The organism is Bathymodiolus thermophilus thioautotrophic gill symbiont (genome assembly GCF_003711265.1).
In the GTDB taxonomy this organism is placed as follows: Bacteria; Pseudomonadota; Gammaproteobacteria; order PS1; family Pseudothioglobaceae; genus Thiodubiliella.
Genome location: NZ_CP024634.1, coordinates 618,501 through 632,840, shown reverse-complemented (window position 1 = coordinate 632,840; position 14,340 = coordinate 618,501). Strand labels below are relative to the sequence as shown.

14 protein-coding genes are annotated in these 14,340 nt (G+C 38.8%); 10 read left to right on the top strand and 4 right to left on the bottom strand.

Annotated elements, in window-relative coordinates; genetic code table 11:
• Window positions 1-68 precede the first annotated feature (68 nt).
• The gene (locus tag MS2017_RS02240) at window positions 69-2,909 is read right to left on the bottom strand and encodes a cadherin repeat domain-containing protein (RefSeq protein ID WP_122951120.1); all 2,841 of its coding nucleotides are present in this window, start codon (window positions 2,907-2,909) and stop codon (window positions 69-71) included.
• A 184-nt stretch (window positions 2,910-3,093) separates the two neighbouring features.
• Between MS2017_RS02240 and MS2017_RS11085 the strand changes: the two genes are divergently transcribed.
• From MS2017_RS11085 to MS2017_RS02215, 6 genes are all read left to right on the top strand, one after another.
• Window positions 3,094-3,246 (top strand): hypothetical protein, encoded by a 153-nt coding sequence (locus MS2017_RS11085; RefSeq protein WP_164707575.1) that lies wholly within the window; start codon window positions 3,094-3,096, stop codon window positions 3,244-3,246.
• Window positions 3,247-3,574: 328 nt separating this feature from the next.
• Complete coding sequence (locus MS2017_RS02235; RefSeq protein ID WP_071564792.1) at window positions 3,575-3,754, top strand: hypothetical protein; 180 nt, start codon at window positions 3,575-3,577, stop codon at window positions 3,752-3,754.
• A gap of 13 nt (window positions 3,755-3,767) precedes the next feature.
• Entirely contained in the window at window positions 3,768-4,220 is a 453-nt protein-coding gene (gene mraZ, locus MS2017_RS02230; protein ID WP_122951119.1) for a division/cell wall cluster transcriptional repressor MraZ, read from the top strand.
• The gene (rsmH, locus tag MS2017_RS02225; RefSeq protein ID WP_071564794.1) at window positions 4,217-5,152 is read left to right on the top strand and encodes a 16S rRNA (cytosine(1402)-N(4))-methyltransferase RsmH; all 936 of its coding nucleotides are present in this window, start codon (window positions 4,217-4,219) and stop codon (window positions 5,150-5,152) included. Before mraZ ends, rsmH begins: the two co-directional genes overlap by 4 nt.
• The gene (locus MS2017_RS02220; protein WP_071564795.1) at window positions 5,146-5,418 is read left to right on the top strand and encodes a cell division protein FtsL; all 273 of its coding nucleotides are present in this window, start codon (window positions 5,146-5,148) and stop codon (window positions 5,416-5,418) included. Before rsmH ends, MS2017_RS02220 begins: the two co-directional genes overlap by 7 nt.
• Window positions 5,418-7,295: a peptidoglycan D,D-transpeptidase FtsI family protein gene (locus MS2017_RS02215; RefSeq protein ID WP_071564796.1), complete on the top strand. Its 1,878-nt coding sequence runs from the start codon at window positions 5,418-5,420 to the stop codon at window positions 7,293-7,295. Before MS2017_RS02220 ends, MS2017_RS02215 begins: the two co-directional genes overlap by 1 nt.
• A gap of 248 nt (window positions 7,296-7,543) precedes the next feature.
• On the opposite strand, the gene dnaG is transcribed toward MS2017_RS02215, so the two are convergent.
• A complete protein-coding gene (gene dnaG / locus MS2017_RS02210; RefSeq protein WP_122951118.1) occupies window positions 7,544-9,349 on the bottom strand; it encodes a DNA primase in 1,806 nt (601 codons plus the stop codon).
• Between the two features lie 38 nt (window positions 9,350-9,387).
• Between dnaG and MS2017_RS02205 the strand changes: the two genes are divergently transcribed.
• The gene (locus MS2017_RS02205; RefSeq protein ID WP_071564798.1) at window positions 9,388-10,284 is read left to right on the top strand and encodes an LpxL/LpxP family acyltransferase; all 897 of its coding nucleotides are present in this window, start codon (window positions 9,388-9,390) and stop codon (window positions 10,282-10,284) included.
• Here the strand turns inward: MS2017_RS02205 and MS2017_RS11080 are convergent.
• Entirely contained in the window at window positions 10,281-10,427 is a 147-nt protein-coding gene (locus MS2017_RS11080) for a hypothetical protein (RefSeq protein ID WP_164707574.1), read from the bottom strand. The genes MS2017_RS02205 and MS2017_RS11080 overlap by 4 nt on opposite strands.
• Before the next feature lie 154 nt (window positions 10,428-10,581).
• On the opposite strand from MS2017_RS11080, the gene rpsO reads away from it, so the two are divergent.
• Together rpsO and prfB are read left to right on the top strand one after the other, a co-directional pair.
• On the top strand, window positions 10,582-10,842 hold the full coding sequence (gene rpsO, locus MS2017_RS02200) for a 30S ribosomal protein S15 (RefSeq protein ID WP_071564799.1): 261 nt from the start codon (window positions 10,582-10,584) through the stop codon (window positions 10,840-10,842).
• Between the two features lie 69 nt (window positions 10,843-10,911).
• The gene (gene prfB, locus MS2017_RS02195; RefSeq protein ID WP_122951117.1) at window positions 10,912-12,006 is read left to right on the top strand and encodes a peptide chain release factor 2; all 1,095 of its coding nucleotides are present in this window, start codon (window positions 10,912-10,914) and stop codon (window positions 12,004-12,006) included.
• Window positions 12,007-12,027: 21 nt separating this feature from the next.
• On the opposite strand, the gene MS2017_RS02190 is transcribed toward prfB, so the two are convergent.
• Complete coding sequence (locus tag MS2017_RS02190; protein WP_122951116.1) at window positions 12,028-12,678, bottom strand: transposase; 651 nt, start codon at window positions 12,676-12,678, stop codon at window positions 12,028-12,030.
• A 309-nt stretch (window positions 12,679-12,987) separates the two neighbouring features.
• On the opposite strand from MS2017_RS02190, the gene gorA reads away from it, so the two are divergent.
• Window positions 12,988-14,319, top strand: a complete 1,332-nt coding sequence (gene gorA, locus MS2017_RS02185) for a glutathione-disulfide reductase (RefSeq protein WP_122951115.1) — start codon at window positions 12,988-12,990, stop codon at window positions 14,317-14,319.
• The last annotated feature ends 21 nt before the right edge of the window (window positions 14,320-14,340 follow it).

The window sequence follows — 14,340 nt, the reverse complement described above, 5'->3', positions numbered from 1 at the left end:
TATCAACCCAAAGCCCAAACAAAAAGAGCCACCGAAACAGCGACTCTTGTTATTTATTGGTTAATAACTTAGTGGATAAAACAACGCTTTCTTCTAATGAAATAATAAGCACTTAATATCATCAATAAGACAAAACCAATATCAAATCTAGCAGCGGCGTTGGGATTGTAAACACAGCCACCGCCGCCGTTACTGCTATTGTTGTTGTCGATAACGGGGGTTGTTATTGAGAGGGGGGTTGTTATTGAGATGGTGCTTTCAATGACGCCGTTAGCTTGATTGCCATCGGTGTCGTTTTCACCGCCGTCTTTGATGGTGAGTTTAAGGCAGGTTGCGTCTTTGATTAATCCAGTTTGCCAAGGGCTATCGTCGGTGCAAGTGGCACTGGTTTTGGATACAAATAGATTGTTATCGTTAGTCACAAAATTAGACCAACTATTAGTTGTTAGTGAGTATTTGCGTAATTCTGCTTCTGCAGGGATTGCGGTACTGAGTTCAATAATTACTTCAGTGGAGGCGCCAGCAACACTCAGACCTTCGACAACATAGTCGTAAATATCGCCAGTGGTTGAAGTGTCTTTGGCAATAGTAGTCAAATGATTATCTCTTGTATATTGTTCCATTTGAGCAAAGGTTAAGTGTCCAGAGTTTTCACCCATGATGCCTAGCAATAGTCTAGTGCCTGTTGTTAGGCTGGTGATTTTTTTATTTGCACCAGCAGGTAATTGTTGGTTAAGGGTGTCGCCTGATTCTTTGTTGTCGGAGACGCCGTTGCCATTTGTATCGCTCCAATTGGCGGGGTAATTTTCAACCAATTTAAGTTGTAACACTCTTTCTACAAAGGCATTACCAATGGTAACTTTTAATTTAATGGTTTGGGTGCCGATATCCAAAGAATTAGGGTTAAAAACAAATATGTTGTCGTTATTACTATTATTAGTAAGTTCAGAATCCCAATGGTAGGTTCCTGCGCTTGCTGTGGCTCTTACAGTAACATTACCACCACTTTTTTTAATTAGACGACCTTTGTTTTCATCTTGGGTAATGGTGAACTGGCTAATTATTAATGTGGGAATTATAGTAATGGTAAAGTTTTGTGTGGCGATGGCTTGGGTGTTATTACTGGCGGTAATGGTGATTTGGTGCGTACCTGGGGTGGTGGTAACTTTTTTGATTTTTAACTTATTGTCAATGATTTCAAAATAGTCATTGTTTTCAATGCTGTAGGTTAAATCGGTACTGTTTGCATTGGCGGTGGATAAAATACCTATGACTTCGCCAATTGCTGCGCCGAGTGTGATATTGCGGTTGGTTAGGTTGACAGTGGGCTGGATGATGGTATTAATGGTGATTTGGGCGGTTTTGTCATCCGCATCGTTGCCGGTAATTTTTACTACAAAGTGATAACTTAAGGCGGTTTCTTGTGCTAAGCTCTTTGCCAGTTGGATACTTCCCTGGTTGTTGATTTTAAAAAAACTGTCATTATTACCGCTAGTAATGGCATAGGTTGCTATTTCCCCTGTGGCATTTACATTGCCGATAACAGTATTTACGGGTGCGTTTTTATTGACGGATAGGATTGAGTCGTCAATGGCAAGGGTCTTTTCTTTAATGTTGAGAATGGTGATAACGATAGGCTTGTATGTGATGGAGATGGTGTCATAGACTTCTAGAGTTAGACTGTAGGTGGTTTTTTCTTCGTAGTCAGGTGGATTTTTAAAGGTAAGGGTGTTGTCAACAAGGTCAAACTTGTCTTGATCGTCGCCTGAGATACTGTAAGTTAGAGTTTGTGCTGGGACAGTAGTATCGTTGGCACTGATAACAAGAACTGTGGTGTTCATATTTTCATCAACACTAATGTCAATGTTGTTAATACTGGCAGGCTCTGAGTTGGGATTTATATTAATGGTTACTGAGGCGGTTGCGACGGCAGGAGAATCGTTACCAGTAACTTCAATATTGAGTGCATAGGAGGCAGGTGTAGTTAATATGGCAACATTGGTAATACGACCAGAGTTAGTGATAGCAAACAAACCATTGTTATTGGTAATGTTAAAGGCATTTGCACTGTCTCCTGTTACTGCAACTGTGCCAACTAATGTACCAATAGGCGCATTAGTTGATAAACCAAAAGATTGATCCTTAACGATGGCGATATTACTTTCAAAGATATTGTTAATAGTAACGACAATGGTGTAATAAGCACCTGGGTGGGCAGGGAGAGAGACTTTGATTTTGGCGATATAGGTTTTTTTGTCGCTCTCGTAGTTAGTGTTGGTGCCGTTAAAGTCTAAGATTTCGTTGTTGTTACCGCTGAATTGGAATACACTGCTGTCACCTTCAACAAGGTCAAAAGAAGCGCCACCATCGTTGCCATAAAGGATGTAAGTAAAACTAACACCTTCGTCAACACTAAAAGTACTAGCGGATAAAACAGCGAAGTCGTAACTAACAGAAAGCGTAACAATACTGCGATACGATTGATCGCCTTGCTCTTGTTTTTTGTTTTCGAAAGATATAGCACCAATAAACAACATAACTGAAGCCTTATTACTCTCGTCAGCTAATTTAAAACTATCCTCTCCAAATAAGATTTTTATCTGTCGACTGTAACCATCAACTGGGTTTTGTAGTGCTATAGGAAAAAAAACAGTATTAGCCTGAGAATCTCCTAAATAGTATGTGTCGGCATCGCCAGAACCAGGTGCAGCTTTGGAATATAAGTTTACTGCCACGCCACGATTAGGGTCAAGGTTAGTTGAATGCATTTTAACAGATTGGTCAAAAGTAACAAGAACCGTCTTGGGGTTTATTCTTTTGACATCTGTAATTTGTGGCTTGACGGCAAATGCCTGTGAGGTAAATAAAACCAATAAAGTGGCGATAATAAAACGATTAAATGTGTTCATAATAAACTCCGAGGTTAAGAATGAAAATGAAAATTAAATAGTATCGGCAACGAGGATGGATCTGAGTTCGGCTGATGTTTTTAGGGCTTGGTAAAGGCAGACACACTCATTGCCTTAAGTTGGTCGCTTAATTCGCTACATCTTTTGCTTTTCATTGAGACTGCCTCCGTTTTGTTGAATTAAAATGAAAGTTTTGTTAAATTTTGGAAAAATCTTTGTTGGATTGGAGTTTTGCATGGTTTTTTTTGCAGGGAAAATATTTAATACTAAATATATAGGTGTGGTGATGCACAGAAGAGTTGGCAACACTAAAGACGAAGGTACGGATACCAAATAAAATCGCATTGAAATGAAATCGAGCGGTAAAAAAACCACGAGTAGAGTAGCCGATAGTGGTTAACAGGAAGGCAAGGGTTGTTAAATTGTGAGGTGTGTTGTGATTTAGTAGTATATTCATAAGTGCTTGTATTATTCCATAAAAATGGTCGCTATATGGGCTTTTGCGGTTTAATTTGGACAAGGTTGCTCTTTAGTTTTTAGTTTTTTGTTTGCTTAGATGGCGTTTTGACGAGGTGCCTTACTTGTCTTTAAAATAATTAAAAGTGTATATAAGTGGAATAAAGTGGTATAAAATGTATTTTTAATATCTAAAAATGGAGTGAACAATGCAATTAAAACGATTTGTTATTGGCGGATTATTATCAACCGTTTCATTGAGCGCATTAGCGTTAATAGGTACTCAACAGGCGCAAATTAATAATTTTAAGCCTTTTCTTGTTATTACTGTTGTCGTGTCTATTCTTGGTGTAATGGCAATTTATCAGAAGCGTTTACAGCGCCACTAAAAAGCAGAATAGTATGTTTCGTGGGGTTCACAATTTAACGGTTGATGTCAAAGGAAGGCTGAAAATTCCAACACGCCATCAAGGGCAAATTGATGAAATTTGTGCAGGGAAGATGGTGCTGAGTATTCATCCAGACGACCCTTGTTTGCTACTTTATCCTTTGAAAGAGTGGCAGGTGCTTGAAAAGAAAATTAGTGCTTTACCTGCGCTGAATATTCACACAAAACGCTTAAAGCGTAAACTTATTGGCCATGCGACTGATTGTGAATTGGACGGTGTATCACGATTGCTTATCCCTGCAACGCTGAGGGAATACGCTAATTTTAGTAAAAAAATCATTATGAGTGGACAAGGGCATAATTTTGAGCTTTGGGATGAGGATGCGTGGCATAAGCAGCTTGATAGTCTTGATGCACTTAGCAAGCAAGAAAGTGTTCCAGAGGCGGTTAGTCAACTATCATTATGACCAGTCACCATCACCAATCTGTGATGTTTGATGAGTCTATCACGGGTTTGGCAATCAAAGATAACGGCATTTATATAGATGCAACTTTTGGGCGAGGTGGACACACACAAGGTATTCTAAACAAATTAGGTAACGAAGGCAAAGTGATGGCCTTTGACCAAGATATTACGGCTATTGATTATGCAAAAGCGCATTTTAAGGATGGGCGATTAGAGGTTATTCACAGTGCTTTCTCTAATATGTATCACTTGTTAAATGAGCGTAATTTATTGGGGAAAGTTGACGGTATTTTGATGGATCTTGGCGTTTCATCTCCGCAACTTGATAATGCCCAGCGTGGTTTTAGTTTTAATGCAGATGGTCCATTAGATATGCGTATGAACCAAACCAGTGGCATTAGTGCAGCTGAGTGGCTTGCTACTGCCAGTGAAACTGAGATTGCCGATGTCATTTATAAATTTGGCGAAGAGCGAAAAAGTCGACACATTGCCACTGCGATTAAAAGATTTCAAGAAAATGCCCCTTTAGAAACGACTTTACAACTGGCAAATATTGTTGCAAGTGTGGTTAGAACAAAAAAGAACAAGCACCCTGCTACGCGCACTTTTCAAGCCATTCGTATTTTTATCAATCAAGAACTTCAGCAACTATCAGACACCCTAGAACAAACGCTCAACTTACTGGCACCAATGGGTCGCTTGTCAATCATTAGTTTTCATTCTATTGAAGACCGCATTGTTAAGCAATTTATTCAAAAATATTCACAGCAAAAACAATTGCCCAAGGGGTTGCCGATTATGCAGGGCGAGAATGAGCAAATGCCCTTAAAAAACTTAGGGAAATTTTTTGCCAGCACGGCAGAAATAGACAATAGTAGGCGCTCCAGAAGTGCCATATTACGAATCGCTCAACGCACCACCAAGGTATGTTAAAAATATTCACCGCTACTCGCATTAATATCGTGCTTATTATTGCGCTTGTTATTCTGTCTTTTTTGACCATTACTTGGCACAATCAGAACCGCTTACTTTACAAAAAAATAAAGTCTACACAACGAGACAATCAAAAAATCATCGCCAGGCAAAAGCAGTTGCTCATTGAACATTCGGAGCAAATGCGGGGGGATAAAATCAAAGCAAAAGCCGTTAAAATATTGCATATGCAACAACCCAGTAAAATCAGAATGTTGCCTTTGTGATGGGCAAATTTAAGGCGTTATTCCAATTTTCCAGAACACAACATTATTCACGCCGTCAAAATATTATTAAGGGGATTTTTATCTTACTTGTCTGTGGCTTTGGCTATCGAATTATTACCATTCATCAATTGAATGCTGGCGATATTAGCCTTCAAGAAAGAGGTAACCAGCAAACTTATCATACTTTTCACACCAAAGCACGCCGTGGCGATATTTTAGATAGAAATGGGGAAGTGCTTGCCAGTAATTTAATTTTGAAAAAAATCAACTTAGATGTGACCAAAATTCAGCCAGCTTTCATTCCAAAACTCGCTACTGCACTAATGATGGAAGAAACAGAATTACGAGCGGCACTTGAGAGAAAAAACAAGGCGCGTAGAGGCAGAAGGAACTTTATTATTCAAAAAAATCTCAAACTGTCCAATCCTATTGTTAAAAACATAGAAAAACTGAAAAAACTAAGACTAAGGATTTGCAAGGAAAAACAAAAGAAAGAAAAAGTTGAATGGCTTGATAAAGCACTAATTTTTGCCAAACTCAAAAAGGACAATCCTACTTACAAAACCGTTAAAACCTGCAAACAAAAAAGAATCGAAGGTGTGGCACTACAAGGGGATACACGCAGATATTATCCAAAATCTGCCACTTTAGCATCCCTAATTGGTCGTGTTAATCATAATGGCAAAGGCGTTTCTGGCATTGAAGGCGAATTTGAGCCGACACTTTCTGGACAAAATGGTATTGATTTCTTAAGTTTCAACCAAGCCTCTCAAAGTGCTTATTTCAACCCTGTGGCTCACAAAAAACTCAAGCATGGTAACAATATAACCTTAACCATTGATGCCAACACCCAATTTCACGCTTACACTGCCATTAAAAAATCCGTTGAAAAACACGATGCCAATTCAGGGTCTGCTATTATCTTGAGTCCAAATGGTGAGGTTTTAGCACTCGTCAATTATCCTGCTGACGACCCAAATGACAAAACCATTTACAATGTAGAAAATTATCGCAACCATGTGCTGTCAGATAAAGTTGACCCCGGCTCAACTATGAAGCCATTTACCATGCTCTTAGCACTTGATAAAAATAAGATTACCGCCACTGAGGATGAAAAAATTGATGTGACCAAAAGGATTGGACACCTTAAACCTGATCATAAATATTATCAACTAACAATTAAAAAAATCCTACAAAAATCACACAATCTTGGCACAGTTAATGTCTCCGAAAGGTTGACAAAAGAAGAGTTCTATCACACCTGGAATCAATTAGGTTTTGGTCATTCACTCGGGCTGATTCCCAGCATTGAAACGCCCGGTGTGTTAAAAACGCCTGATTCGTGGTCACTGGCAGACAAGCGCTCACTGTCTTTTGGTTATGGACCCATGCAAACCAATTTGGCACAACTTGCCAGAGCCTATTTGGTATTCGCCAACGAAGGTGTCGTGCCGCCGCTTAAACTTGTCAAAAACACCAACAGTTACGAGCAAAGAGCGCAAGTTTTTAGTAAAAAATCAACCCGTAAAATTGCCGATTTATTAGACTCAGTTGCATCCTCAAAAGGCTCTGGTTATCGTGCTCAAATCAAAGGGTATGAAGTGGCAGGAAAAACGGGTACTGCGGAGATGGTCATAGATGGTCGCTACAACAAAGATGGGGCAAAACGCACCTTCTTCGCTGGCTTTGTGCCTGTCAAAAAGCCAAAATATATTATGGTTATTAGGCTGGATTATCCAAAAAAATGTTACACCTACTACAAACCTAAAAAGAAAACTAGCTGTGGGGGCTCAAATTCTGCAGCAATGGTGTTTAAGGATGCCATGGAAAATATTCTAAATAGTGATCAGTCTATTGAGCGATTGTCTAAAAAATGAACAGCATAGTGAGACCTTTGCATAAATGTGGATGATTAGCAAAATTCAATTTTTGCCCACTTGGTGATTTTCTTAAACCTTGTCCTAGCAAGGCTAAGGCTGGGTTTAAAAAATTACCAAGTGGGTGAAAAGTGGATTCTTGATGATTATTTATATTTATACAAAGGTCTCAGTATCTATAAGTACCCAAATATCGGCACCAGATTGTTGAGTTTATTTTTTTGAAAATGACATTATGCCTCTAAAGGCTATTTTTTACCTTTACTTTTTTGAATGCCTTCCATTACTTTTCGCTGTGCTTCTTCCGTATTAGCATTTGATATTAAGTCTTTTACTCTCGCACTTTCCTGATATCGTTCTGCTGCATTTAAGGCAGATAAGAATTCATCCTTGGCTTGGTTTTCACTTAAATATGGTGTAAGTACACACAATTCTTGTAGACGCTGATAAACGCCTGACTTAGACTTAAAAGGCTGAATTAAATCTTCTTGCGAAATATCTTCCTCTATTTCCGCTGAACGCACTAATTCCAATAACACTTCTGATTTTTCAATATTACGCACCCGCACTTCAACAGTACCATCAGCCAGCGACGGATAATTCAATAACAAACTAATCATTTTTGCCATTGAGGCGTTAACCGACTTATTTTCCCTAGGTGCAGCGTTAAATTCAGCATAATCCCCATAACCCTCATCTGCAAAGTCAGGCATAGGTGGCTCGTATTCTGTTACGACTGGTGCCTGTATTTGTACCTCCTTTACTTGCTTGGTAAAAACGGCTTTAACTTGCTCAATACTTTGCCCTACAACTTGTGCCACCCCTTCTAACAACTGTTGTTGATAAGTGTTATAAGTTACCAATGCAATCAGCGGCAATACTTTTTCTAAAAATGAGGTTTTGCCTTCAATAGTATTAAAATCCACTTCTGCCTGAATGTGTGCAAATAAAAATTTTGACAATGCCTGCGCTGTTTTAATGCGCTTTTCAAATGCCGATGTTGACTCTTTTTTGACCAAAGTATCAGGATCTTCGCCATCAGGTAAAAATAAAAATTTAACCAGCAAACCTGATTTAATCATCGGCAATGCAATCTTCAACGCCTTCCAAGCAGCCGCACGCCCTGCATCGTCCCCATCAAAACAAAAGACAATAACGCTGGTGGTGCGTGCCAGTGTTTGCAAATGCTCTGGAGTGGTTGCTGTCCCTAATGTTGCCACCACCTTGGTAATGCCAGCCTGATGTAATGCAACCACATCCATATAACCCTCAACAACCAAAATATAGTCTGTTGTGCGTGAATACTTGCGTGCATGATGTAAGCCATACAACTCTCTTGACTTAGAAAAAATAGGACTTTCTTGAGAATTAAGATACTTCGCCTTAGCCTTGTTATCAAATGCACGCCCACCAAAGGCAATAACACTGCCCTTGCTATTGTGAATAGGGAACATTAGGCGATCACGAAAAAAATCGTAGTCGCCATATTCGCCAGTTTTAATCAGCCCTAGCGCCTTTAAATCAGCAACATCCTGCTGAGTATTCTCAAAATGTAACAACAAATCCTTGTTACTCGGTAGTGCAAAACCCAAATCAAAACGCTTGGCAATTTCGCCGTTAATGCCTCGATTTTTTGCATAATTCACGGCCTTTTCTTTGGCTGGAGAATTTTTAAGTTGTTGCTGGTAAAATTCACTCACTTTCTCAGATAAAGCACGATAGCGCTCTAATTTAGGGTCAACGGGTTTGGTCTTGCTGTCGTATTCAACCTTAAGCCCAAATTCACTGGCAATGGCTTCAACCGCCTCCACAAAGTCTAAATTATCGTACTTTTGCACAAAACTAATTGCACCACCGCTCTCACCGCATTTAAAACAATGATAAAATTGCTCATGTCCATTCACGGCAAAATTGGGATTTTTGCCCCCATGAAATGGACAAGGCGCACGATAACTATTGCCCGTTTTTTTAAGCGTTAAGCGCTTACTAATCAAATCAACAATGTCAATTTGATTGGGTAAATCGTTAATAAAATTTTGACTAATATAAGGCAAATTATGGGCAATACTGACACAATAAAAAATACATTTTAATGAAAAAACAGAATTTTTATCACCTTAAATTTATGCCAACTTGGATTTTAATTGCTTTAATGAAGTTAGGCGCCAAGCTTTCTTTTAAAACACAAGTGGCTATAGGTAAAATCATGGGGCGTGTTTTGTATCGATTGCTAAGTAAATTTAGAAAAATTGCACTCGTCAATATTGCCAAATGCTTTCCCCATAAAAGCCCAGCTGAAGTCCAGCATTTAGCCAAGCAAAACTTTGAATCCCTTGGTATTTCTTTTTTTGAATCGGCAAACAGTTTTTACCTAGATGATGACACGCTAAGAAGGCGTTATAACATTAACAATGCACACATCTTAGAGGAGGCCTTGGCACAAAAAAAGAATGTAATTCTACTGGTAGGACATTTCACCACAATGATGCTGGCTGGCAGAATATTGCTACAAAATTTTAAGGTTGCTGATGTTTATCGACCACAAAACAACGCACTATTTGATGCAGAAATGACCAAACAACTTACCCGATACGGCTCAACCATGATTAAAGCCAAGAACCCAAGAACGATTATCAAAACACTTAAATCTGGATTGCCTATTTGGTATGCACCTGACCAAGATTTAGGCACTAAAAATTCAACCTTTGCCCCATTTTTCGGCGTGCAAGCCGCCACTATTAACGCTACCGCAAAACTGGCAAATATTGAAAATACTGTGGTTATCCCTCTGTCTTTTTCACGCAAAACATCGGGTTACGAATTAAATTTCTCTCATCCGATAAAAGATTACCCTTTGGCAGATGCTCGGGACAACGCCAGTATTACCAATCGCATATTAGAAATGCAAATTCTTCAAGCACCTGAGCAATATTTGTGGATTCATCGGCGTTTTAAAAGTCGCCCTGAAAATGAAAAATATTTTTATTAGAGATCTTTGTATAAATATGGATGATTAGCAAAATTCAATTTTTTCCCAATTGGTAATTTTCTTAAACCTTGTTCTGGCAGGGTTAAAACTAGGTTTAAAAAATTACCAATTGGGTGAAAAGTGGATTCTTGATAATTCTTCATATTAATGTAAAGGCCTCACTATATTACTCATTTTATTTTTGAATAATGGCATTGCTCATATTATTATGCAAAATTCTCCACTAAATATTAGCAAACCAAAAGCAATTAGCGTATAATTGCTTTTTTTATATTTTTAACCAAAATAAACACTATTATGTCAATTAACACACAAGCAATTATTAAAGAATACCAATCTGCTGAAGGCGATACTGGCTCAACCAATGTTCAAGTTGCTTTGCTAACTGCTCGCATTAAGCATTTAACAGAACATTTTAAAACACATAAAAAAGACCATCACTCAAGAAGAGGTTTGTTGCGTTTGGTTTCTCAGCGCAAAAAGTTATTGACTTACCTTAAGGGCAATGATGTGCCTGCTTATTCAAGTTTAATTTCTCGCTTAGGACTTAGAAAGTAATTTTTACGATGCGATAAAAAAGCCCCATTTGGGGCTTTTTTTGTTTCTGAACTTCATTAAAATATCATTATGGAACTTTCACCCACTTATCAAAAAATTGACGACCTAATTCAGCGCTCAACTGCATTATCTCAACATCTTGATTTAACAGAAAAGCGTGGCCGCTTAGAAGAAGTGCTATTAGAAATGGAAAACCCAAATATTTGGTCTAACCTAGAAGTAGCGCAATCACTCGGCAAAGAAAAGTCAACCTTAGAAACGGTTTGCCAAATTTTTGACCAAGCCAATGCCATTTTGGAAGATGCAACAGAACTGCTAGATATGGCACAATCTGAAAACGATGAAGATACAGCAAATGGCGTTATTGATGATTTAAATATCGCTCAATCTGCCATTGAAAAACTTGAATTTGAACGCATGTTCAGCGGTGATTTAGATGCCAACTCCGCTTATTTAGACATTCAATCTGGCTCAGGTGGCACCGAAGCACAAGACTGGGCAGAAATGGTATTACGCATGTATTTACGCTGGGGTGAAAAACACAATTTCAAAGTCAAACTAATGGAGGCCTCTGCTGGCGAAGTAGCCGGCATTAAATCTGCCACCATTCATTTTGAAGGAGAATATGCCTTTGGCTGGCTTCGTAGTGAAATCGGCATTCATCGCCTCGTGCGAAAATCCCCCTTCAATGCCAACGGCAAACGCCACACCTCCTTTTGCTCCGTATTCGTCTCCCCCGAAGTTGACGACAATATCGACATTGAAATCAACAAAGCCGACATTCGCCTAGACACTTACCGAGCCTCTGGCGCAGGCGGACAACATGTCAACAAAACCGATTCTGCCGTACGCATCACCCACCTACCCACTAACACCGTCGTACAATGCCAAGACGGCCGCAGCCAACACGCCAACAAAGACCAAGCCATGAAACAATTAAAATCCAAATTATACGAACTAGAAATACAGAAACGCAACAGCGAAAATCAAGCCCTAGAAGACACCAAATCCGACATCGGCTGGGGGCACCAAATCCGCTCCTATGTCCTCGACCAATCCCGCATCAAAGACCTTCGCACCGGCGTAGAAAGTTCAAATACTGGCGATGTTTTAGACGGAAATTTAGACAAATTTATCGAAGCCAGCCTAAAAGCCGGCCTCTAACCAATTATAGAGGCAAGGCCTCTATAATTCTGCCAATTGCTTAATAGCTTCTTTTTGCTCCAAAAAATATTGTGATTGTTGCTTGGCATATTTTCGATATTGTTCAACGCCGCCACATTCGTGCACGATGTCTTTAATAATTTTCACATTGCAAATACTTGGATTTTCAGGATGTAAATATTCCTTGAAACTAGAGCGAATCAAATACCGCTCAGGATCCAATTTATGATGTTTAAAATTTAAATTAACATACACAGATAAAAACGCCAACGCCTCATCTCCATCTAATCTATTTGCCTTGAATTTCCCCTGAAATAAAGCCCCATTACGCGCATAACGCTTATTAAAATACATAACATATCCCGTGCAAATTTTATGCATAAATTGACTCACGCCATTATCAACCACTGGCTTTAATATCAAATGAAAATGATTAGGCAACAAACAATAAGCAACAATCTCAACCAATATAGAGGCCTTGCCTCTACATTGGTTCTTTTTCAAGTTTTGAACATATTTTCCACCTATGGCTTCTGCAACATTAAAATCTTGCATTCTATCTAAAAAATAATGCATATCTTGCTCTTCTTCAAAAATAGTACGCTTCTCCACACCATGATTAAAAATATGGTAATACTCACCCTTCACAAAAACTGTTGTTCTAATTGACATAATGTAATTATAGAGGCAAGGCCTCTATAGTGTTATTATATTTATGTAGAAAACTTCTTGTTAATTAGAGGGGTGTTTATTTGAATGGGATGCTGAGGTATTTGGCGTTTATATGGGTAAATTAAAAGGTAATTGATTGGTATAATTATTGCGTTGGGCTTGTTGAGGTGCATAGGAAAAAATTGTGTGTTGACAGGTGTTTGAAAAGAGTGATATTTTTGGTAAAGGGTTAAGGGGTATTTTTTTACTGATAAACTCATTATGCATTAAATTTTAAGGGCAATTAAGTCCTTTTTTTACGAGGAATAAATGAATAAAAAATACGACATGATTGCAATTGGTGCGGGTTCTGGTGGCTTGTCTGCTGTAGAGCGTGCGGCGGAATATGGGAAAAAATGCTTGGTTGTTGAGGTGAAAACTGTAGGTGGTACTTGTGTGAATGTGGGTTGTGTACCGAAAAAAGTAATGTGGTTTGCGGCTAATGCTGCTACGCAGATTAATAATGCACAAGGGTTTGGCTTTGAAATTGATGTCAAAAACTTTTCATGGGAAAAACTCAAGCAAGGGCGTGAAAAATATATTAAAAATATCACCAGTTGGTATGACGGTTATTTAGAAGATTTGGGCATTGATTATATTCATGGCTTTGGCAAATTGATAGACAAAAATACGGTGTCAGTGAACGGTGAGACTTACACGGCAAAACATATTGTACTGTCCCCTGGAGGTGAGCCTGCTGTGCCACATATCGAAGGTGCGCAATACGGCATCACTTCAGATGGTTTTTTTGAATTAGAAGATTTGCCAAAAAAAGTAGCTGTGATTGGTGGCGGCTATATTGGTGTGGAACTTGCTGGTGTGTTAAATGCTTTGGGCGCTGAAGTACATATTTTTGGTCGTGCTGATACTTTACTTAGGGGATTTGACCCCATCATCCAACAAGCCTTGGATAAAGACTATGTGGCGCATGGTATTACTATTCACCACAGTTCAAAAATTGAAAAAGTTACTGACCATAAAACTTTAATAACTAACAAAGGTGAGTTTTCTGGTTTTGATGAAATTATTTGGGCAGTTGGCAGAAATCCAATGACACAACATCTTGGTTTAGAAAATGCAGGCGTAAAATGTAACCAGCGTGGCTTTATCCAAACAGATAAATTTCAAGTGACCAATATTGACAATATTTTTGCACTTGGCGATGCCACGGGTCGCGCACCACTTACACCAGTTGCCATTGCTGCTGGCAGAAGATTATCTGATAGGTTGTATAATAATATGACCGATAGACATTTGGATTACAACAATATTGCCACTGTGGTATTTTCTCATCCGCCCATTGGCACTATCGGATTAACCGAAAATGAAGCGCATGATAAATTTGATCAAGTTAAAATTTATCAATCAGAATTCACACCAATGGCAGACGCACTACTTAAGCATAAAACCACAACTGCACTAAAATTAGTGTGTGTGGGTGAAGATGAAAAAGTGGTCGGTTGTCATATCATAGGACATGGTGCTGATGAAATGTTACAAGGTTTTGCGGTAGCAATTAAGATGGGAGCAACTAAAAAAGACTTTGACGATACCGTGGCAATTCACCCAACCAGTGCCGAAGAATTGGTAACAATGCGTTAATATTTAATTGCTGGTTGGTAC